Genomic DNA, 20,956 nt, shown 5'->3' on the forward strand with positions numbered 1-20,956 from the left:
CGTCAATTTTAGACCGTTCCTTGGATTTCTCCTTAAAGTATGCTTCTCTTTGAAAAGGTGCTTGTTTCGTATGTTCCATTGACGTCAATGAAACAGAATAATTGGAACCATCCTTTTGAATAAATAGATTTTCTTCATGTTAAAGCAAAAAACAGCCAAGTTCCTTTTAAAATGGGAACTTGGCTATTATGATCTGATGCAGTCGCTCTAGGTTGTTTGGAACGGAAGGTGCGAGACTCCTGCGGGATTAGCGTGACAGGTGAGACCCCGCAGAGCAGCGAGGAGGCTCACCGCACGCCCCGCGGAAAGCGAAGCAACCTGGAGTGGAAATCAACCGACTCCGTTATGAACGCAAGCCTTTAAGGACTTTTTCAGTGTTCTCGTTTTAAACCACCCTATTCTCGTCAACAATGATGAAGAGGTGACGAGAATGAAAAACACGGTCAAACGCATTCATTTTGTTCTTATTATAATGATGATTATGATTGGCGTGCTCGTAGGACGAATGGCACAAATTCAGCTCATTGATACCGAATCTTTTTCAAAAGAAAAAATAAATCTGATCGAATCTAGCGTCAAACAGCGAACGCAAGAAATGATCTTAAATGATGGTCGCGGACAGTTTACAGATAAAAATGGCGTACCACTAACTGTTCAAAAGGAAAGAAGGCTGGTTGTATTTCCGTTTGTAAAAGAAATGACGTGGCCGAAAGAAAAAGTGGCAAGTATTATGCAGCATACATCAGCTACTTTAGATGAGCAAATTAACACGTTAGATAAGCCTGCTGTCATTGGTGAAACGCTCACAAGTGAACAAGCAAAAGAAATTAATGCGCTTAAAATTCCTGGCGTGTTTGCGCTGAATGTACAAAAAAAAGTAAAAAATCCAGTGGCTGAACAGCTGATTGGAATCACAGGCGAAAATAAAAATGTCATGACAAAGCGCTACAATAAGAAAGTGAATGATGGCGAGCTGTCCATTAATACACCAATAGGAGTATCTGGCTTACAGTCGTCCTTTGATGAGTTTTTAATACCAGAGCAGGAATCTAAGCTTCTTTACCACGTTGACCGCCGAGGTGGTCCGTTGTTTGGCATAGAAGTAAAGTATACTGGTGCGGGAAATCCCTTTTATCCCGTTAGTGTGCAAACAACAATTGATTCTTCCATCCAGCAAAAAATGGAGAACATTTTAGATGAGCACGCCCTTAAAGAGGGAGGCGCGGTTCTTCTTGATATTGATACAAATGAAGTAGTCGCCATGACGAGCAGACCTCACATTAATCAGCAGCGAAGCAGTGGCGTCGGAAATCGTATGCTCGTCCCTCAAGTGCCAGGGTCTGTCTTTAAAACGGTTATTGCGGCCGCGGCGATTGACTCTGGGATTGATACGTATAAACGGACATTTAACTGTGATTTAGACATCTATAACAAGTTGGAAAAGCAAGCGAAAAGAAAGGGAATGCTTAATTTTCAAGACAGCTTTGCAGAGAGCTGTAACTATACGTTTGGAACGGTCGCAAAGGAAATGGTCAAAGAAAATAAAACGATTATTGATGAATATGCCAACAAGCTGGGATTAGTCGATCCTGTGGGGTGGCAAGGAGATGTGTTTCACTTTGATGATTTTAAGCAGTTTGACAATGAAGGGAAAGGTATCATTTGGCATCAAGACAAGGCGTCTACTTATTCAAAAGAAATTGCCCAAACGGCGATCGGGCAGCGAGATGTACGGGTGACACCGCTTGCCGTGGCCAACATGATGGCCACAATCGCAAGGGGAGGAGAAAAGAAGCAGGTTCGTGTCGTGGATCGTATTCAATATAAAAATGGCGCTACGTTGTACACCTTTCAGCCCCAAAAGCTTCAAGGAGATCATATTGCACCGTACACCGCCATTCGTCTGCGGCAATTGCTAAAAGAAGTGGTGGATCATCCAAAGGGAACGGGAAGACGATTTCAGTCGCTAGCTGTTCAAGTAGCAGGAAAATCTGGAACGGCGGATATCCGCGCGGTTGAAGGGAAAAATACGAATATTATTAACAAATGGTTCGCAGGATATTTTCCCGCCAATCATCCAAAATATGCGCTTGTTGTGGTAGACTTAAATACAGAAAGTAGTACGACCCCTACAAACGCTGTATTTTATGATATAGTAAATACGCTGTATCCGAAGTAGTAACCTGTAAAATGTACCAATAATATTACAATTGTTCATCAAAATTCAGATATTACTTCAAGAATTCAGCTCGTAGTGGTAAAATAGTTCATTATAAAAACTGGGGGAATCTTAGTTTATGGAAAACAAACGATTTTCACAACGACATGAAAAACGGAAAGAAAAGACCAATCGCATTTATAACGTACTCATTGCCGTTGTCGCTGTTTTGATTGTGTTTGTTGGTGGTAGCCTCATGATGAATCATAAGGACAAGCCTGCGGATACAAAAACTGCTTCTTCTGAAGTGAAAAAAGATCACAAAAGTGATTCCGATAAGTCAGAAGACAAGAGCGATAAAAGCAAAGCTGATGACGATCAAAATAAAGATGATCAAAGTGCTGATGATCAAAGCTCAGATGATTCAACTGTAGATGATCAAGCGACAGAAGACGAGCAAAGCGCTGATGATGAAAATCAGGATGAAGATAAAGGTGACGTACAGGTTACTGAAAACAACGATCCATCATCTGACGTTGATAAAACGGTTGTAGATCCAAATTGGAAGCCGGTGGGCACAGAACAACAAGGTGAACACGTGGCAACATATGACAAGGGCTCTACAGACTGGAACGAAATGCTGAAAGCTGTTAGCTCAGCAACAGGTGTTTCAGAGAGCGATATGATTATTTGGCGTATTGGAAACAATGGAAGTCCGCAAAAAGCAGTCGCGACCATTGAATCCAAATCACAGCAAAAAAAATATCGTGTTCAAATTGACTGGGTAGACGGCGAAGGCTGGAAACCTGTTCAAATGGAAGAGATGAAGTAAAAAAAGATGCACCTTGGTGCATCTTTTTTTTATGCCTTGTATTTAAAATGGACAACGGCCGAATACCATTTCAGACCTTTATCGTAATCAATGCTCATTTGGTGCGATACGTGTTTCACCTCAAGCATGATCGCGGTATTTTGCTCGATTTTTTCGCTGATTTTCTTTTCTAGCGTCTCCAAATCGTGTGCCTCAAAAAACTCAATCTTGTCTTGAATCATATTTAAATGAAAATTCATGAACGCCTACTCCTTTTTTTCATAAGATAAATGTACCCTATAATTTTACACGAATCGGGGAGATAGTACTTGAACAAAACATCATAATGTGTTAATTTTAGATCACTTGATGTTTTAATTCATACTATACTCATATGAATTATTTGTATTAGGAGGAAAAGGCCATGGGTCGCGAATTTCTAGATATATTTGAAGATTGGGCAGACAAATATGACACGTCCGTAACAGGACATGATGAAGAATATAAAGAAGTGTTTGCACGATACGAAGACATTTTACAAAAGGTTGCAGACCTTTCTGTAGGCAACGTGTTAGAGTTTGGCGTTGGAACGGGAAATCTGACAACGAAACTGTTAGGAAATCGTCTAGAGGTGTTTGGCGTTGAGCCTTCAAAGCCGATGCGTGATCTAGCAGTAGAGAAGCTTGGTGACAGTGTGAGCATAAGCGACGGAGATTTTTTAAACTTTGATCTTCCGAGTACATCGGTTCATACCATTGTGAGCACGTATGCTTTTCATCATCTAACAGATGCTGAAAAAGATGAAGCTGTTAGAAACTATGGAAACTTCCTTCCTGTGGGTGGTAAAATAGTGTTTGCTGATACGATGTTTGAAGATAAGAAAGCTTATACAGATACCATTCAGCAATCCAAAGAAAAAGGTTATCATAACCTCGCAGAAGATTTACAACGTGAGTATTACACAACAATTGGAGTGCTTCGCTCCATTTTAGAGAAGTACGATTTTGACGTTGAGTTTACACGTTTTAATCATTTTGTGTGGGTGATGAACGCCACTAAAAAATAAAGGAGTTTTTCAAACGATGAAAGTAGCAATTATCGGAGCAATGGAAGAAGAAGTAACAATTCTACGTGACAAACTAGAGAACTTAGAACAAACCGTTATTGGTGGATCTGAGTATTCAACAGGTACAATCGATGGCGTGGACATCGTTTTATTAAAATCAGGAATTGGAAAAGTAAACGCAGCGCTCTCAACAGCTGTCCTGCTGGAGAAGTTCAAGCCTGATTATGTTGTCAACACAGGTTCAGCAGGAGGTTTCCATCCAGAACTAAATGTTGGGGATGCAGTGATTTCGACAGAAGTAAGACATCACGATGTCGACGTAACGATCTTCAATTATGAGTACGGGCAAGTTCCTGGTATGCCAGCTGCATTCTTACCAGAGGAGAAGCTTGTACGTGTTGCTGAGGAAGCTGCCAAAGAAATTACGGACATGCAAATTGTGAAGGGGCTTATTGCAACAGGCGATTCATTTATGAACGATCCTGTTCGCGTTGAATTTGTACGTGAGAAGTTCCCGAATTTATATGCAGCTGAGATGGAAGCAGCGGCGATTGCTCAAGTTTGTCATCAATTCGAAACACCGTTTGTGATTATCCGTGCACTATCTGATATTGCTGGAAAAGAATCAAACGTTTCATTTGATCAGTTCTTAGACAAAGCAGCATTGAATTCAGCAAGCCTCGTATTAGGCATTGTTAATCAACTAACGAAGTAATGATCTGGATGAGGGTATTTTGACACGACGTCTAAATTCCCTCATTTCCATGTGTAGACAAAATATTTCACTGCGTAAAAGCGATGATGAGTTAATGAGGTGGAATTGGTGAAAGTAGCAAAAGGCATTCATGAATTAGTGGGTCACACACCCATCCTTGAAATTACGAAATTCTCTTTACCAGAAGGTGTTCGCTTATTTGCCAAGCTTGAGTACTTAAATCCAGGTGGCAGCGTAAAAGACCGTTTAGGACAAGAGCTTATTGAACAGGCACTTGCAACGGGGAAAATTCAAAAGGGCGGTACAATCATTGAACCAACCGCAGGTAATACGGGCATTGGATTAGCGCTCGCAGCGGTTCATTATGATGTGAATGTGATTGTATGTGTACCGGAAAAATTCAGCGTTGAAAAACAGGATTTGATGAAGGCATTAGGGGCAAAAGTCGTGCAAACACCAACGGCAGAGGGAATGCGTGGAGCCATTCAAAAGGCACAACAGCTTCTAAAGGAAATCCCCAACTCCTATTGTCCCCAACAGTTTGCGAACCCAGAAAATCCCCTCACTTACTACAAAACGCTTGGACCAGAGATTTATGAGCAGCTAGATGGCCAAGTCGATGTATTTGTGGCAGGGGCTGGTACTGGTGGGACTTTTATGGGAACCGCAAAATACCTGAAGGAACAATTGCCGAAGATAAAAACGGTCATTGTGGAACCAGAGGGATCGATCTTAAACGGGGGAGATCCTGGTCCTCATAAAACAGAGGGGATCGGTATGGAATTTCTTCCTGATTATATGGATGAAGCTTATTTTAGCAGCATTTATACCGTTTCAGATGTGGATGCCTTTACACAAGTAAAGGAGCTTGCAAAACGTGAAGGACTCCTAGTCGGAAGTTCGTCAGGGTCAGCCTTCTATGCAGCATTAGTAGAAGCGCAGAATTCTCCATCAGGAACAAATGTTGTTACAATTTTCCCTGATGGCAGTGATCGATATTTGAGCAAAAAAATCTACGAAGGTGGGATTTAAGGATGAGACAAAAAACAAAGCTTATTCACGGTGGTATTTCAGAAGATCCGCAAACAGGAGCAGTATCGGTACCGATTTATCAAGTGAGCACATACAAACAGGAATCTGTTGGTGTTCATAAAGGATACGAATATTCACGTACTGGAAATCCAACGCGTCATGCGTTAGAAGAACTCATTAAGGATCTTGAAGGTGGAAAAGCAGGTTTCGCCTTTGGTTCAGGGATGGCGGCCGTAACAGCTGTAATGATGCTCTTTAATCACGGTGACCACGTTGTACTAACAGATGATGTATACGGCGGCACGTACCGCGTCATTACAAAAGTATTGAATCGTATTGGCATTGACGCGACGTTTGTTGATACAAGTGACGTGGCAGCAATTGAAGCGGCGATTCAGCCAAATACAAAAGCGCTTTACATTGAAACACCAACGAATCCATTGCTTAAAATTACTGATTTAGAAGAAGCGTCTGCAGTAGCGAAAAAGCACAACTTGCTCACAATTGTAGACAATACGTTCAGCACGCCATATTGGCAAAACCCGATTGACTTCGGTGCAGACATTGTATTACACAGCGCAACAAAATATTTAGGTGGCCATAGTGACGTTGTAGCGGGTCTTGTTGTCGTGAATTCAGAACAGCAAGCAGAAGATGTTCACTTCATTCAAAACTCAACAGGAGGCATTCTCGGGCCTCAGGACTCATGGTTATTAATTCGTGGTATTAAAACGCTTGGAATTCGTATGGAAGAGCATGAGGAAAATGCAGCGAAGCTTGTCAATTTCCTTATCCAGCACCCACAGGTAACGAAAGTTCATTACCCTGGACTTGAAAGTCATCCAAACCACGACATTGCAAAGAAAAATGCACGAGGGTTTGGTGGAATGATCTCCTTTGATGTGGGAAGCAGTGAAAAAGCAGATGAGCTTCTACGTAAAGTGAAATACTTTACTCTTGCAGAGAGCCTTGGCGCTGTTGAAAGTCTGATTTCTGTTCCAGCTAAAATGACCCATGCATCCATCCCAGCAGACCGCCGTCAGGAATTAGGAATTACGGATGGCCTTGTGAGAATTTCTGTTGGATTAGAGGATATTCAAGATCTTATTGAAGACCTTGAGAATGCTTTATCATAATGTGGAGAAGAGAAGGCTAAGGGGCCTTCTCTTTTTTTACATAAATTACAAGAAAAGAAGTCTTATAGTTTATGTTACGCTAGTAGAGGATCATTTTTAAAGAAGATTATACACAGATCGAAAGGCGTGATTAGATGAATACAGAGCAATACGTAAAAAATGTGAAAGCAAAAATTGAAGATTATACGCGCTTCATTTATATTCTGCTGGCAGTAAGTACATTTTTATATATCGGTGTATTAATCGGAATGGGCGACAAGTCACCCGTTAAGATTGATACGATGATGGGCGTGTTGGTTCTGTTCCTTGGTGCCGCTTTTTATTTTGCATGGAGAACAAAAAAGTTAAAGAAGTCGCTATTTGACGAAAAATAAAGAAGCCCTTTTTTACAAAAAGTGGTTTACAAAACGACAGTTCGTGGATATAATTACCAATGTAGTGATAATGAAAAAAGGAGGTCGAAGAAGATGTTATTAGTCAACGTAATCTATTTAAAGAACGAATTAAATACATCTTCATATGCTATTCGACCGACCCGGAGAGCGATCCGCTAACCTATTCATATCACGTGTATATTGAATATTAGCCGCCACAGGTTTGAATAGTTTGCCTGTGGCTTTATTATGTCTTTTTGCCACAGGTGCTATGAACCTGTGGCTTTTTATTTGCAAAGGAGGTGAGAACATTGACCCTACACATATTCTTTTTAACCATTACGATTAACAAAAGAGCGCTAAATCACGAAGAGCTTGAGCGTGCTAGACATGCAGAAGCAGTTGAAGAAGAAATGATGAATCGACGCGCACAATATCCACGCTGGTTCTAAAAAAACGACAAGGTAGAGGAAGGAGTAGAAGGAAATGAGCATGAAAAATCCATTTTTATTGATTTGGCTGTTGGTGGAGAAAGATTCCACCTAACTGCAGGAGGAGGGGACGCATATGATTTTACTGAGAGTAGTCATATGGCCATTTAGACGAAAAAGTAAATAACAAAAGGCTGGAGGGGATTCCCCTTCAGCCTTTTTGCTTCTTCTCTTTTTCAGCGCGGTAAAACTCGTGGAACATTTTCATGAGCGCGCGCTTTTCAATGCGAGATACGTAGCTCCTAGAGATTCCAAGCTCTTTCGCAATTTCACGCTGCGTTTTTTCTTCCTGCAAATCCAGTCCAAAGCGCCCAACAATGACTTCTTTTTCGCGATCATCCAGTATATCGATGTATTCTTTAATTTTTTCAAGCTCCATCGTAAGCTGAATCGTATCGACAACATCATCAGATTCTGATTTTAATACATCGATTAGGCTGATTTCATTTCCTTCTTTGTCCTGACCAATTGGATCATGAAGGGACACATCTTTTTTCGTCTTTTTAAGCGCTCTCAAATGCATCAGAATTTCATTTTCGATACAACGAGCGGCGTAGGTTGCAAGCTTTGTGCCTTTTCCCTGTGAGTAGCTCTCAATCGCCTTAATGAGACCGATTGTACCGATTGAAATAAGATCTTCCGCATCCTCACCGGTGTTTTCAAATTTCTTCACAATGTGTGCCACTAAACGTAAGTTATGTTCAATTAATAAATTTCGGGCTTGGGCATCACCTTGGGCCATTAATTCTAAGTATTTCCGTTCGTCGCTTGCGGACAGTGGCTGAGGGAAAGCGTTGTTTTTTACATAAGATACAAGAAAAATCACTTCTTTAAACAAGTATCCTATAGCTGACAAAAAAGCAGACATTTCGTCACCTCCTATGTCGCCTAACCTGTAGTTTAAATGTATGCAGAGGGGAAACAAATAGTGTCTGTACCATCCAAAAAGGTTTGAGAACATTAAAAAACCTTGTAACTTAACAGAGAAGTTACAAGGTTTTTTCGATTAGCGATTGCTTGGAACAATGACTTTAGGTTCAACCAAAACTTCGACACGTCTGTTCTTCTTTCGACCTTCCGCGCTTGTATTGGGTGCTACCGGTTTGTATTCACCGTAACCTTTTACACTAAATAATTTTGGGCTAAGTCCTGGGTTGTCGAGCAAAATTTTCATAAAGTTCACGGAACGCATGACGCTCAAATCCCAGTTAGATTGGAAGCGACTATTACGAATCGGTACGTTATCTGTATGTCCCGTAATCGTAATGGTTTTGGGATTGCTGTTAACAAGTAGTCCTGCTAGATCAGTCGTGACTTTGCGGTAAGGAGAGCGAACCGTTGCGCTTCCTGAATCAAATAAAATATCGTTGAAAATGGTAATCAGCAATCCGTCTTGGGTAATCGTTGTTTTTAACTTTCCCGTTAAATTTTTCGATTGAATGTACCCGTCCACATTTTTCTTTAGTTCAGCAATTTGTCTTTTCTTTTCTGCATCTGCAGCACTTTCGTTGTTCTTCTTCGTAGGTGACTTGGTAGGTGTTGGAGTGGCACTTGGCTGATTTTTGTTGTTCTCAGCCTTTACATCGCCTACCGTATCTTGTGTAGGTGGTTCAACAGGGGACGTGTAGTCAAGCAGTCCTGTACCACCCTGGAATTCGTTATAAAATGAATTAGCTAGTGCTTTAAATTTGGTGGAATCAATGCTACTCATCGCAAACAAAACGATAAAGAGAGCCAGTAATAGAGTCAATAAATCTGCGTAAGGAATGAGCCAGCTTTCATCAATATGATCATCCTGCTTTTTTTTACGCCTTTTTTTACTCATTCGCTTTCTCACCTTTTGCGAAATAATTTTCTCGCTCATTAATAGAAAGGAATGACGTTAATTTTCGTTCAATAATAGCCGGAGCCTGACCTTCTACAATTGATAAAACCCCCTCAATCATCATAGAGCGAACGTTTACTTCATGTCTTGATTTACGCTTTAATTTATTGGCAAAAGGATGCCAAAGTACGTAACCAGAAAAGATCCCAAACAATGTCGCAACGAATGCGGCGGAAATCGCATGTCCTAAAGCTTCGGTATCTCCCATGTTCGAAAGTGCCGCAATAAGACCGATAACGGCTCCTAGTACCCCAAGAGTGGGGGCATATGTTCCTGCTTGTACAAAAATAGACGCACCTGTTTGATGACGATCTTCCATAGCTGAAATTTCTTCCATCATCACGTCACGAATAAATTCTTGAGATTGTCCGTCTACAGCGAGCGTCAACCCGTTTTTTAGGAAAGGATCTTCAAGCTCGTCAATTTTACCTTCAAGAGCAAGTAAACCTTCACGTCTTGCTAACGTTGCTAGTTCAACAAACAGCGGAATAATCTCTTCGTTTTTCGGGACCTTCGTTTCTTTAAAAATTACTTTAAACAGCTTAGGAACGTTTTTAATGTCTCTTGTTGGAAAGGCAATGACCACGGCCCCAATGGTACCTAAAAAGATGATCAGTAAAGCAGCTGGATTTAAAAGAACAACTGGATTTACTCCTTTTAAAATCATTCCGACAAATACAGCGATGATGCCAATTATCAAACCAAATATCGATGTTTTATCCATTCTATCACCTGTGTATCTCTAAAGTTGGAGACTTATTGCTCTTGCTCCTCTAGTTTTTCTATCGGTTACTTCCTATTACTTGTTAATGGGTTTTTATATATTTAAAAGGGGATTTTTATTATTTATGCATTTTTTTTGGATTTGTTTGTGCTTCTTGATTACAATGGAAAGAAAAAGGTGGAGAATGAAACACAATGAGAAAAATTTTTTTGCTTTTAGTAGGGCTCGTCATTGTAGGAGGAGTCATTAACAATATTTTAAAAGACGGCATGGAATGGAAATGGGTCGCGGTACTTCTCATTACCGTCATTTCCATTGTTCTACTGTGGATTCGTCCGCTGCGTGAAAACCGTTAAATAGAAGCGAATATCCACAAATGTCCCAAACCAAATTTCCCTCTCATCATACGCTGTACTAAATAAGCAAAAAAGGGGTGGGAATCGCATGTACTATGGATATCCAGGATCATTTGGATACGGCTATGGGTGTGGGTATGGATACGGAGGCGGCTTTGCCTTTGCGTTACTAATTATTTTATTTGTCCTGCTTTTGATTTTTGGAAGCTTCTATTATTTTAATTGCTACTGCAACTGGTGGAATTAAAAAGAGCTCATGCATGCGCATGAGCCCTTTTGTCGTTATCCAATCTTTTTGTTAAGGTTTGTTTGAGTGTTCAAGTTACTATGTCTTCTACCGTATAGGAAGTATACGATTAAACCAAGAACTAACCATACGCCAAAGCTGATCCATGTTAGACGTGGAAGCTGAAGAGCAAGATATGCACAAAATACGAAAGCTAAAATGGGTACGTACGGTACAAATGGAACGGAGAATCCTGATTTTGTTTCACCTTGATCTTTCGAGCGACGCAAATACAAAATCCCAACTGATACCGTCATGAAAGCGAAAAGAGTTCCGATATTTGTTAATTCTGCAAGTTTGCTTAATGGCACAAAACCTGTAAAGAAAGAAACAAGCAAGCATGTAATCCATGTATTCGCTACAGGCGTTTGCTTCTTTTTGCTTACTTTTGAGAAGACTTTTGGAAGCAAACCGTCACGGCTAATCGCATAGAACAAACGAGTTTGTCCATAAAGCATTACAAGTAGAACCGTTGTAATTCCTGTGATTGCTCCTACAGAGATCAGACCAGCAACCCAGTCCTGATTAATGTAATTTAGCGCAAACGCTACAGGGTTTTTAACATTTAATTCAGTGTAAGGAACAATCCCAGTTAAAATAGCTGAAACGATAATATATAGTGCTGTACAAACAAGTAGGGAAGCAATAATTCCAATTGGCATGTTGCGCTGCGGGTTACGTACTTCTTCAGCAGCTGTCGCAACAGCATCGAAGCCAATATAAGCAAAGAATACAGTAGCAGCACCTGTTGCCACTCCACTAAAGCCAAACGGCATAAACGGTGTCCAGTTTTCTGGTTTTACATACCATACGCCAACAGCGATGAATAAAATTACGACCGCAAGCTTGATAAGAACCATCACCGCATTAAATTTGGCTGATTTTTTCGTTCCTTGTGATAAAAGTAATGTAATAATAAATACAATGGCGATAGCAGGTATATCAATGAACGTTCCTTTTGACGGATCGTAAGCACTTGTGATGGCTGTTGGCAAATGAATACCAAATCCACCAAGCAGTCCTTGGAAATAACCAGACCATCCACTTGCAACGGCGGATGAGGCGAGCCCATATTCTAAAATTAAGTCCCAGCCGAGAATCCATGCGATTATTTCACCAAACGTCGCATAGCTGTAAGTATAGGCACTTCCTGATACAGGTACTTTAGAAGCAAATTCGGCATAACATAGGGCTGCAAATACACAGGCAAGTCCAGATAAAATAAAAGAAATGATGAGTGCAGGTCCTGCATGCTCTGCGGCGGCTACGCCAGTTAAAACGAAAATACCTGTTCCGATAATTGCGCCAATGCCTAACATGGTTAGATCAAAAGCGCCTAGATCCTTTTTTAGTGCAACATCTTTTCCTGTCGTTTCTTTTATCAAAGATGCGATGGATTTTTTCCTGAATAAACTCATAGTAAACCTCCGAAGTTTTGTTTGAATTTTCTGATAAAATAAACCAAAAAAATCACTGACGGCTAAAAAAATAAAAGGGATTTAGACCGTTTCACGATATTTAGGGAGAATATAGACATACTTTAATTGCTTTTTCGTCAAAAAGCAACAATTTTTTGAAAAATTAGTTAGTGGGGATTATTGGATAGGTGGAGTAGGTGTGAATCATAAAGAAAGAGGCAGGTTCTTTCTATTTTGTCTTCATGGTAAACGATAAAAAAACTCGCTTCTTTGAGTAAGAAACGAGTTTTAAACTTACACTTTTTTAAGTCTAAATGTGCTAACCATTAAGAATGAAAGAATAATGACAATAAACATGAAGAAATGGACGGGAATAAATGAGACGGTTAAATAGCTTAGTGTAAGTAAACAACCAGCGGCTGTAATAGGTAGGCCGGTGAAATATCCATTGCTTTCAGTGATGTTAAATCGCGCTAAACGAGATGCACCACAAGCAATATAAATAATGGTGAAAATTGCACCAGGAGCTCCGAAATCTCCTAATACTGTTTGATAAATTAAGAGAGCAGGTGCGACTCCAAACGAAATGATATCACACATCGAATCAAGTTGTTTTCCAAATTCAGATTCGATATTTAATTTTCTAGCGACCATTCCGTCGAATCTATCAGCGAATGCTGCTAAGAAGATTAAAAGTAAGCTTAAATTAAATTGATCTTTTAATATACAAAGGATTGCGAATCCGCCTAAACTGAGATTTAATATAGTTAAGGTGTTAGCAGACTGAGCTTTCAATTTTTTGATTGTGTGATCAACATAATCAGACAAAAACATGTTTCTCACTCCCTTTACTAGGATGGTATATAATGCCAAACGGAAAACAACAAACGTAACCCTATTGTAGTCTTAATTGTAAGGTTAGTAAAGAGGTATTACGATGGCGGAGGTAATTTTTATTGCGTAAAAATCTTTATCGCTTCATGATTGAATTAACGAATCATCCCCTTTCATCATCTATGATTAAGCGATTTTCACTATCATCTATTAGCTCGCATTTCATATCATCATATGCGCGTGTATACAAAATTAATCAAAATGAAATGAAAAATGAGTTAAACACATATAAAACGCTGCAAGAATTCTTCATTCGTGAATTAAAGGATACAGCAAGACCTATTGACGCAGATTTGACGTCTATTGTAAGCCCTGTAGATGCTGTGATTGAGAGTATGGGAACAGTGACGCCGGAAAAAGAAATTACGGTTAAAAATAAGCAGTACTCCATTGAAGAGATGATTGGTGACGATGAAATTCTACAGAAATATGTGGGCGGAGAGTACATTATTTTATACTTAAGTCCAAAGGATTATCATCGTATTCATAGCCCGATTCAAGCAACGATTGACAAACAATGGACGCTCGGAGGAAAGTCGTATCCTGTGAACTCGTGGGGATTAAAATATGGGAAAGATCCCATTACGAAAAACTATCGAAAGCTCCTGCAAATGAAAGGTTCAACCGGCGATTTACTGCTAGTCAAAGTAGGAGCGATGTTTATTAATAGCATTGAAACAACGGTTAAGAATGAGCATGTGAAAAAAGGTGAAGAGGTTGGGTATTTCTCCTTCGGTTCGACGGTCGTGTTATTTTTAGAAAAAGGAAAACTTCATTTATCAGATCATTTACAGCCACAGCAACCTGTGCGAGTAGGCGAACGAATTGGAACGATCTAGATTGTATAGGAATAAGCGTAATAGGGTGTCATCGGACGACTAATATTATGTCGAGCGATGACACCCTTCTTTGCAGTAAAACCTAGCGTTTTCATATGAAGAAGTCGATTATATGTTAACCTATAATTTCTACTTGAAGAGAACGGCGCTTAATTTCCTTTTCAATTAGATGAATGAATTCAGGATTCAGCTTCAATTCTGTAGCTCGGCAATATGATTCCACGAGAAGCTTGTCTGATAACTTATGCATCAGGCTTCCACCTCCTATTAAGTAGTAGAGGTTCTGACTGACATGATGGGCGCATATACTAATTGAATGCGCTACAATCAATCTACCACGAAATTTCTTTTCGAACAATCGTTCTGTTATCCACAGGAATAAGTGGATAAAATGTGGGTATCTTGTTTATAATTACCATAAAAGTTGAAAACATCGACGGTATATTGTTGATAGATTTATCCACAGGCTGGATGAGTTCAAGATTTGTCGAAAAATTTTTGTAGGGCTTTATTTATTTCGTAGGGGAATGTATTATTTATTAAATGACGGAACCCAAGGATAGGTTAGGATAATTCATTATTTATGGTTGGAAAATATAGATCAAGCGTTATAATTAAAAGTTGTGCTTCATTTATCCAAAGTTCGACATATCATAGAGGTGTTTAAAAGTGTTAAAATTATTTTTACCTAACGAGCATGTGAAAAACGTATTTCATATTACACCACAAGAGTTAAAACAACGAGGAATTAAAGGGATCATCACCGATCTTGATAATACATTAGTGGAGTGGGATCGACCCGATGCTACGCCAGAGCTTATTCAATGGTTTAAAGAAATGAAGGAACATGGTATTCAAGTGACCATCGTTTCAAACAATGCTGAAAAGCGTGTTAAATTCTTTTCTGACCCATTAGAGCTTCCGTTTGTTTTTAAAGCGCGAAAACCGTTGCGTCGTTCTTTTAGACGCGCATTAAAAGCCATGAACCTGAAAAAAGAAGAGGTCGTCGTAGTAGGGGATCAGCTTCTGACAGATGTACTCGGCGGAAATCGTCTCGGCGTGTATACCATTTTAGTGGTACCTGTTGCTCAGACGGACGGATTTATTACGAAATTTAACCGTCGTATGGAACGAAGAATATTGGCCTTTATGAAAAGAAAAGGCATGATTAATTGGGAGGACTAAAACATTGACTGAAGAAGTATTGCACTGTATGGGATGTGGAGTGGAATTGCAGACAGAAAATCCGTCTGAAATTGGCTATACTCCTGCATCAGCGTTAGAAAAAGAGTTTGTCATTTGCCAACGTTGTTTTCGTTTAAAACACTATAATGAAATTCAAGACGTGTCTTTAACGGACGATGATTTTCTAAAAATCTTAAACGGTATTGGGCAGTCGCGCGGACTAGTGGTAAAAATCGTCGACATCTTCGACTTTAACGGAAGCTGGTTACCAGGACTACACCGTTTTGTCGGGAACAACGACGTTTTATTAGTAGGAAACAAAGTTGACTTATTGCCGAAATCGGCTAAAAAGAATAAGCTTGTAAACTGGATGAAAAAATCAGCGAAGGATCTTGGACTTCGTGCAGCGGATGTCTTTTTAATCAGTGCGGATAAAGGACAAGGTATTCAGGAGCTTGCTGCTGCGATTGAAGAGTATCGAAATGGGCAGGACGTATACGTTGTTGGTTGTACAAACGTAGGAAAATCAACGTTCATCAATCGTCTGATTAAAGAGTTTAGCGGTGAGCAGGATATTATTACAACTTCACAATACCCTGGAACAACGTTAGATTTAATTGGGATTTCCTTGGATGAAACGGCGACGCTTTATGATACGCCAGGAATTATCAATCATCACCAAATGGCTCACTATGTAGACAAGCGTGATTTGAAAATTATTTCGCCTAAAAAAGAGATTAAGCCAAAAATTTATCAATTAAATGAAGCGCAAACGCTCTTTTTTGGAGGACTAGCTCGTTTGGATTATGTGAGTGGCGGCAAGCGTGCGCTTACATGCTATGTATCCAATGATATTAATATTCATCGTACAAAGCTTGAAAAAGCAGATGACTTATATGCAAATCATTTGGGAGAGCTTTTACAGCCACCTCGTCAAGAGCAGTTGGATGAGTTCCCACCTCTTGTCGCTCATGAGTTTAATATTAAAGAAGGAAAAACAGACATTGTCTTCTCTGGCCTGGGTTGGGTAACGGTAAACGAGCCTGGTGCGAAAGTAGTTGCGCACGTTCCACAGGGAGTCGGCGTGTTTGTACGCGAGTCTTTAATTTAATCGATACGCTAAATAAAAAGGGGGAGAAAGCAACATGACGCAATTATTTGGTTTAATTGGTCATCCCGTTGGCCATTCATTGTCCCCTGCTATGCATAATGATGCTTTTAAGCGCCTTGGTATTGACGCACATTACCAAGCATTTGATATTGATCCGGCTCAATTCAGTACGGCCATTCAAGGGTTAAAAGCTTTAGGAATTAAAGGGTTTAACGTAACGATTCCTTATAAAGTAGACATCATGGAGCATTTGGATGAAATCGATCCGCTAGCGCAGGCAATTGGAGCGGTTAACACCGTCTGCAATGTTGAAGGGCGCTACGTTGGATACAATACGGATGGAGAGGGCTATGTAAAATCCCTGCTTCAGGTGGTTAATGAGAGAGAACTTTCTGCTAAACATGTTCTCATTATTGGAGCAGGAGGGGCTGCAAAAGCTATTTTTTACACGTTGGCTTCGCAAACCGAAAAGCCGAAGGGCATTTATTTAGCGAACCGCACCGTTCAAAGAGCAGATGCATTAATTGGAGCATGTCCCATTGAGGTGGAAGCTGAAGCAGTTTCTCTTCTACATGCGAAAGAGTTGTTGCAAGAGGTGGATATTGTGATTAACACCACCTCTGTTGGCATGCACCCGAATATAGATGAAGAGCCGCTTGATCTTCAACGCGTTCAAGAAGGAGCGATTGTAAGTGATATTATTTACAATCCACTTGAAACGAAATGGTTGAAGAATGCGGATCAGGCAGGTGCCGTTCCGCATAATGGAGTAGGAATGTTTATTATGCAAGGCGCACTAGCATTTGAAAAATGGACAGGTCGTGCTCCGGACAAAAAAGCGATGGAAGCAATCGTCCTGAAACACTTAAATCATAAGAAATAGGAGAATTACAATGTTAAAAGGTAAGCAAAAACGTTTTTTACGCTCAAAAGCGCATCATTTAAATCCCATCTTCCAAGTAGGGAAGGGCGGAGTAAATGACAATATGATTAAACAAATTACAGAAGCATTAGAAGTTCGTGAACTAATTAAGGTGAGCGTACTTCAAAACTGTGAAGAAGATCGCTACACAGTATCAGAGCAAATCAGCTCTGGAGCAAAAGCGGAGCTTGTGCAAGTAATTGGAAATACAATTGTGTTGTACAAAGAATCACGTGAAAACAAACAGTTAGTATTGCCAAAATAATCTTAAAGGAGTCGGGTACGTTTGAAGCGAATTGGTATTCTCGGAGGAACATTTAATCCTCCCCACCTTGGTCACCTTGCGATTGCTAACGAAGTGCTTCATGCATTAGAGCTAGACAAGGTGTGGTTCTTGCCTTCTTACATCCCTCCACATAAAGAGATTAAAAAGGGAATGAATCCTCTGCACCGCTTGAGTATGATTGAACGAGCGGTAAAGGACAACGAACAATTTGAGGTTCAGCCGATTGAGTTTGAAAAAAAGGGAACATCTTATACGATTGAAACGATGCAGCTACTTCAAGAAATGTATCCCGATCATCAATTCTACTTCATCATTGGTGGAGATATGATCGAATATTTGCCAAAGTGGCATCGCATTGATGAGCTAGTAGAAGTAGTGAATTTTGTTGGCGTCCAGCGCCCTGGTTTTGATATTGAGACACCCTATCCGATCCAGAGAGTCGAAATTCCACAGCTGGAAATTTCGTCCTCTTTTATTCGTGATCGGGTAACAAAGCACGAAACCATTCGCTATTTTGTACCAGATACTGTGAAACGATACATTGAGGAGAATCATTTATATGAATCGTGACAAAGCATTAGCAATTGTAAAAGAGCAAATTACTGAACATCGTTACCAGCATACAATTGGGGTAATGGAAACAGCTATTCAGCTTGCAAAGCTGTACGGAGTAGATGAGAAAAAAGCAGAAACGGCTGCGATTTTCCATGACTATGCAAAATTTCGTTCCAAAGATGAAATGGAGCAAATTATTCGAACCGAGAACATGCCAGAAGATCTTCTTGTGCACAATGCTGAGCTTTGGCATGCTCCGGTCGGCGCTTATTTAGTCGAAAAAGAAGTCGGTATCACAGATCCAGATATTTTGTCTGCGATCCGTTACCACACGTCTGGACGGACAGATATGACGCTACTTGAAAAGGTAATTTACTTAGCTGATTATATCGAGCCAGGTCGCCACTTTCCTGGAGTTGATGAAGTCCGAGAAACTGCGAAGGTGGATTTAGATCAAGCGTTGGTTCAATCGTTACGAAATACCATTTCCTTTTTACTAAAGAAAAGTCAAATGGTGTATCCGGATACGATCTACACATATAACAGCTTAATTTTAGGAGGAAAGTAAATGCAAGAACGTGAAATTCTAACTCTTGTTGCAAAAGCAGCAGACGATAAACGAGCAGAAGATGTAATCGCCCTAAACATGCAAGGGGTATCTCTAGTGGCAGACTACTTTGTGATTTGTCATGGTAATTCTGATAAACAAGTTCAGGCTATTGCACGTGAAATTAAAGAAAAGGCTCATGAAAACGAGCTAAATGTAAAACGCATTGAAGGTCTTGAAGAAGCTAGATGGGTATTAGTTGACCTTGGTGATGTTGTTGCTCATATCTTCCACAAGGACGAACGTGATTATTATAAATTAGAACGTCTATGGGGAGATGCTCCGCACGTGGACTTGAGTGAAGTACTGTAATGACGTCATTTAGTTATGGGGAATTTGCTTATGTGTACGATGAATTAATGAAAGACGTTCCTTATGACCGATGGGTTGAATATGCAGCTCGCAAGCTTCAAGAAAACGGCTTGTCCGCACCGTCTATTTTAGATATTGGCTGCGGAACAGGAGAGGTTTCGGTTCGTTTAGCCAAAGCAGGCTATGACGTGACAGGAGTTGATTTGTCAGATGATATGCTGACGGTCGCACAAGATAAGGCCCAAGGTGAAGGAGTACAGCTTTCTCTGTTTCAGCAAGATATGTCTCAATTAGAGCTGCCTTCTTCATTCGACTGCGCCGTTATATTTTGCGATTCCCTCAACTACCTCGAGACAGAAGACCAGGTAAAAGGGACGTTTAAAAGCGTATATGATCATTTAGAGCCAGGAGGCTTGCTGTTATTTGATGTTCATTCCTTGTATAAAGTGAATCATGTTTTCGGTGAAAATACGTTTACGTACAATGAAGAAGAACTGTCATATATATGGAGCTGTTTCCAAGGAGAGCATCCAAACTCTGTTGAACATGATCTCACCTTTTTTGTGTATGATGAGCGTAAAGACGCGTACGACCGATTTGATGAGTTGCATAAGCAGCGCACGTACTCTGTTGACACGTACAAGCAATGGCTTACAGAAGCTGGCTTTTCAAAGGTTGAGACGACTGCTGATTTTACAAGCGACTCACCGACTGATAAAGCTGAACGCATTCTGTTTTGCGTTCAAAAATAGAGAAAAGCAGTCCGGATATCCGGACTGCTCTTTTTTTATTGCCAAATGGTAAAAAGGAGAAAGGAATTTTTCAGTCTGTCACGAATTATTTATACGTGAACTGTTCTTTAATTTTCTCAATATCCTCATAATATTTTTCATGGGTGTTTTGAAAGACATGCTCAAACATCTCTCCTACGCCAGCTTCAAGTGCTTTAATCCCTTCACCGGTTACCCCACCTTTTACACATACTTTCTCTTGTAAGGTCGGTAGTGTAAAAATGTTCTTCTCCAGTAATTTTCCCATTCCTACCACCATCTCACTTGTCAAAATGGTCGCCTGTTCTTCTGAAATGTCTGTTTCCTTTACCGCTGCTTGAATAAATCGTTGCAGCAAGAAACTAAAAAATGCGGGTCCACAGCTCACAATATCTGAAGCTACACGTGTAACGGACTGATCAATCGCAATAGGCTTTGAGATGTGTGAAAGTAGGTCCTGAACCTTGTGCTGAAATGCTAACGTGCTTTTATCTCCGAATGTAAGGAGAGAAACGCCTGAAAGCGCACGATTTGTAATGCTAGGTATTGCTCTCGCCACTTCAGGAGTGGCGATTTCTTCTAGCTGCTCTACCGACAGTGGGCTTGTAATCGAAATAATGCCGTGTCGGGGCATTAAGCTTGATTGAAGTTGTGTTATTAGCGGGTGAATGTCTAACGGTTTTACACAAATAAAGATTACATCAGCTTCATTGACCACATCTTGAGCATGAGGAACAACACGCAGTTCAGGATACAGCTTTTTTATATGATAGGCTTTTTGAATCGTCCTGTTCGTCATGGTGATCATTGAGGGATGTGCTGCTTTGGATTCAATGAGCGCCTCAATTAGTATTCGCCCCATATTTCCTGTGCCGATAAACCCTATATTCACTGGTTCATCCCCTCCTTAATAAAAATTACTCTCCTACACCATATGTACGATAAAAACAATTTATGCAGAGCCATGCCTGCAAACAGAAACTAGAAGGGATGTGTAAAAGTTGCATTTTTCGAAAAAACAGG

At 40.2% G+C, this 20,956-nt stretch carries 28 protein-coding genes; 20 read left to right on the top strand and 8 right to left on the bottom strand.

All coding sequences use genetic code 11. From position 1 onward, the window contains the following. Positions 1–216 precede the first annotated feature (216 nt). The 3 genes from AMD01_RS24510 to AMD01_RS13880 all read left to right on the top strand — a co-directional run bounded on the left by AMD01_RS24510 (position 217) and on the right by AMD01_RS13880 (position 2,990). Positions 217–363 (top strand): hypothetical protein, encoded by a 147-nt coding sequence (locus tag AMD01_RS24510; protein WP_169775968.1) that lies wholly within the window; start codon positions 217–219, stop codon positions 361–363. Positions 364–430: 67 nt separating this feature from the next. Next, a complete protein-coding gene (locus tag AMD01_RS13875) occupies positions 431–2,179 on the top strand; it encodes a peptidoglycan D,D-transpeptidase FtsI family protein (protein ID WP_053402030.1) in 1,749 nt (582 codons plus the stop codon). Between the two features lie 118 nt (positions 2,180–2,297). Continuing rightward, positions 2,298–2,990 (top strand): YrrS family protein, encoded by a 693-nt coding sequence (locus AMD01_RS13880; protein ID WP_053402031.1) that lies wholly within the window; start codon positions 2,298–2,300, stop codon positions 2,988–2,990. A gap of 29 nt (positions 2,991–3,019) precedes the next feature. On the opposite strand, the gene AMD01_RS13885 is transcribed toward AMD01_RS13880, so the two are convergent. Beyond that, a complete protein-coding gene (locus AMD01_RS13885; protein WP_053402032.1) occupies positions 3,020–3,229 on the bottom strand; it encodes a DUF2536 family protein in 210 nt (69 codons plus the stop codon). Positions 3,230–3,393: 164 nt separating this feature from the next. On the opposite strand from AMD01_RS13885, the gene AMD01_RS13890 reads away from it, so the two are divergent. From AMD01_RS13890 to AMD01_RS23545, 6 genes are all read left to right on the top strand, one after another. Continuing rightward, positions 3,394–4,035, top strand: coding sequence for a class I SAM-dependent methyltransferase (locus AMD01_RS13890; RefSeq protein WP_053402033.1), 642 nt, complete (start codon positions 3,394–3,396; stop codon positions 4,033–4,035). Between the two features lie 16 nt (positions 4,036–4,051). Next, positions 4,052–4,750 (top strand): 5'-methylthioadenosine/S-adenosylhomocysteine nucleosidase, encoded by a 699-nt coding sequence (gene mtnN, locus AMD01_RS13895; RefSeq protein ID WP_053402034.1) that lies wholly within the window; start codon positions 4,052–4,054, stop codon positions 4,748–4,750. Between the two features lie 108 nt (positions 4,751–4,858). Further along, positions 4,859–5,782, top strand: a complete 924-nt coding sequence (locus AMD01_RS13900; protein ID WP_053402035.1) for a PLP-dependent cysteine synthase family protein — start codon at positions 4,859–4,861, stop codon at positions 5,780–5,782. Between the two features lie 2 nt (positions 5,783–5,784). Further along, positions 5,785–6,918, top strand: coding sequence for a bifunctional cystathionine gamma-lyase/homocysteine desulfhydrase (locus tag AMD01_RS13905; protein WP_053402036.1), 1,134 nt, complete (start codon positions 5,785–5,787; stop codon positions 6,916–6,918). Between the two features lie 134 nt (positions 6,919–7,052). After that, a complete protein-coding gene (locus AMD01_RS13910; RefSeq protein ID WP_053402037.1) occupies positions 7,053–7,292 on the top strand; it encodes a YrhC family protein in 240 nt (79 codons plus the stop codon). A gap of 311 nt (positions 7,293–7,603) precedes the next feature. After that, positions 7,604–7,744 (top strand): YrzI family small protein, encoded by a 141-nt coding sequence (locus AMD01_RS23545; protein ID WP_157052741.1) that lies wholly within the window; start codon positions 7,604–7,606, stop codon positions 7,742–7,744. Between the two features lie 190 nt (positions 7,745–7,934). Here the strand turns inward: AMD01_RS23545 and sigK are convergent, their stop codons facing one another. From sigK to motA, 3 genes are all read right to left on the bottom strand, one after another. Further along, positions 7,935–8,651, bottom strand: a complete 717-nt coding sequence (gene sigK / locus AMD01_RS13915) for an RNA polymerase sporulation sigma factor SigK (RefSeq protein WP_053402038.1) — start codon at positions 8,649–8,651, stop codon at positions 7,935–7,937. A 138-nt stretch (positions 8,652–8,789) separates the two neighbouring features. Next, positions 8,790–9,608 carry a flagellar motor protein MotB gene (motB, locus tag AMD01_RS13920; RefSeq protein WP_053402039.1) on the bottom strand — a complete coding sequence of 273 codons (819 nt, stop codon included), beginning with the start codon at positions 9,606–9,608 and terminating at the stop codon, positions 8,790–8,792. Continuing rightward, positions 9,601–10,392, bottom strand: a complete 792-nt coding sequence (gene motA / locus AMD01_RS13925) for a flagellar motor stator protein MotA (RefSeq protein ID WP_053402040.1) — start codon at positions 10,390–10,392, stop codon at positions 9,601–9,603. Before motA ends, motB begins: the two co-directional genes overlap by 8 nt. Positions 10,393–10,586: 194 nt before the next feature. Here motA and AMD01_RS24190 point away from each other — a divergent pair, with 194 nt between their 5' ends. Next, positions 10,587–10,748 (top strand): hypothetical protein, encoded by a 162-nt coding sequence (locus AMD01_RS24190; protein WP_157052742.1) that lies wholly within the window; start codon positions 10,587–10,589, stop codon positions 10,746–10,748. An 88-nt stretch (positions 10,749–10,836) separates the two neighbouring features. Further along, positions 10,837–10,995 carry a sporulation protein YjcZ gene (locus AMD01_RS24195; RefSeq protein ID WP_157052743.1) on the top strand — a complete coding sequence of 53 codons (159 nt, stop codon included), beginning with the start codon at positions 10,837–10,839 and terminating at the stop codon, positions 10,993–10,995. 35 nt (positions 10,996–11,030) lie between these two features. On the opposite strand, the gene bcaP is transcribed toward AMD01_RS24195, so the two are convergent. Next, positions 11,031–12,452, bottom strand: a complete 1,422-nt coding sequence (gene bcaP / locus AMD01_RS13930; RefSeq protein ID WP_053402041.1) for a branched-chain amino acid transporter BcaP — start codon at positions 12,450–12,452, stop codon at positions 11,031–11,033. A gap of 294 nt (positions 12,453–12,746) precedes the next feature. Then, positions 12,747–13,286, bottom strand: a complete 540-nt coding sequence (gene pssA / locus AMD01_RS13935) for a CDP-diacylglycerol--serine O-phosphatidyltransferase (protein WP_053402042.1) — start codon at positions 13,284–13,286, stop codon at positions 12,747–12,749. Between the two features lie 122 nt (positions 13,287–13,408). On the opposite strand from pssA, the gene AMD01_RS13940 reads away from it, so the two are divergent. Beyond that, complete coding sequence (locus AMD01_RS13940; protein ID WP_053402043.1) at positions 13,409–14,185, top strand: phosphatidylserine decarboxylase; 777 nt, start codon at positions 13,409–13,411, stop codon at positions 14,183–14,185. A gap of 115 nt (positions 14,186–14,300) precedes the next feature. On the opposite strand, the gene sda is transcribed toward AMD01_RS13940, so the two are convergent. Further along, positions 14,301–14,435, bottom strand: a complete 135-nt coding sequence (gene sda, locus AMD01_RS13945; RefSeq protein ID WP_053402044.1) for a sporulation histidine kinase inhibitor Sda — start codon at positions 14,433–14,435, stop codon at positions 14,301–14,303. Between the two features lie 419 nt (positions 14,436–14,854). On the opposite strand from sda, the gene AMD01_RS13950 reads away from it, so the two are divergent. Genes AMD01_RS13950 through AMD01_RS13985 form a run of 8 tightly spaced genes read left to right on the top strand, consistent with a single transcriptional unit; the run spans position 14,855 to position 19,915 of the window. Continuing rightward, the gene (locus AMD01_RS13950; protein WP_053402045.1) at positions 14,855–15,370 is read left to right on the top strand and encodes a YqeG family HAD IIIA-type phosphatase; all 516 of its coding nucleotides are present in this window, start codon (positions 14,855–14,857) and stop codon (positions 15,368–15,370) included. Positions 15,371–15,374: 4 nt separating this feature from the next. Beyond that, positions 15,375–16,481: a ribosome biogenesis GTPase YqeH gene (gene yqeH, locus AMD01_RS13955; protein ID WP_053402046.1), complete on the top strand. Its 1,107-nt coding sequence runs from the start codon at positions 15,375–15,377 to the stop codon at positions 16,479–16,481. Between the two features lie 34 nt (positions 16,482–16,515). Then, positions 16,516–17,364 (top strand): shikimate dehydrogenase, encoded by an 849-nt coding sequence (aroE, locus tag AMD01_RS13960; RefSeq protein WP_053402047.1) that lies wholly within the window; start codon positions 16,516–16,518, stop codon positions 17,362–17,364. 10 nt (positions 17,365–17,374) lie between these two features. Continuing rightward, positions 17,375–17,668: a ribosome assembly RNA-binding protein YhbY gene (gene yhbY / locus AMD01_RS13965; RefSeq protein ID WP_053402048.1), complete on the top strand. Its 294-nt coding sequence runs from the start codon at positions 17,375–17,377 to the stop codon at positions 17,666–17,668. A gap of 21 nt (positions 17,669–17,689) precedes the next feature. After that, entirely contained in the window at positions 17,690–18,259 is a 570-nt protein-coding gene (locus AMD01_RS13970) for a nicotinate-nucleotide adenylyltransferase (protein ID WP_053402049.1), read from the top strand. Further along, positions 18,249–18,812: a bis(5'-nucleosyl)-tetraphosphatase (symmetrical) YqeK gene (yqeK, locus tag AMD01_RS13975; RefSeq protein WP_053402050.1), complete on the top strand. Its 564-nt coding sequence runs from the start codon at positions 18,249–18,251 to the stop codon at positions 18,810–18,812. Before AMD01_RS13970 ends, yqeK begins: the two co-directional genes overlap by 11 nt. Continuing rightward, positions 18,813–19,163, top strand: a complete 351-nt coding sequence (gene rsfS, locus AMD01_RS13980; protein ID WP_053402051.1) for a ribosome silencing factor — start codon at positions 18,813–18,815, stop codon at positions 19,161–19,163. Then, positions 19,163–19,915: a class I SAM-dependent DNA methyltransferase gene (locus tag AMD01_RS13985; protein ID WP_053402052.1), complete on the top strand. Its 753-nt coding sequence runs from the start codon at positions 19,163–19,165 to the stop codon at positions 19,913–19,915. The genes rsfS and AMD01_RS13985 overlap by 1 nt, the downstream gene beginning before the upstream one ends. A gap of 85 nt (positions 19,916–20,000) precedes the next feature. Here AMD01_RS13985 and comER read toward each other — a convergent pair whose 3' ends face one another. Continuing rightward, positions 20,001–20,825, bottom strand: coding sequence for a late competence protein ComER (gene comER / locus AMD01_RS13990; protein ID WP_053402053.1), 825 nt, complete (start codon positions 20,823–20,825; stop codon positions 20,001–20,003). Between the last annotated feature and the right edge of the window lie 131 nt (positions 20,826–20,956).

It is taken from the genome of Priestia koreensis (assembly GCF_001274935.1).
Classification (GTDB): Bacteria; Bacillota; Bacilli; order Bacillales; family Bacillaceae_H; genus Bacillus_AG; species Bacillus_AG koreensis.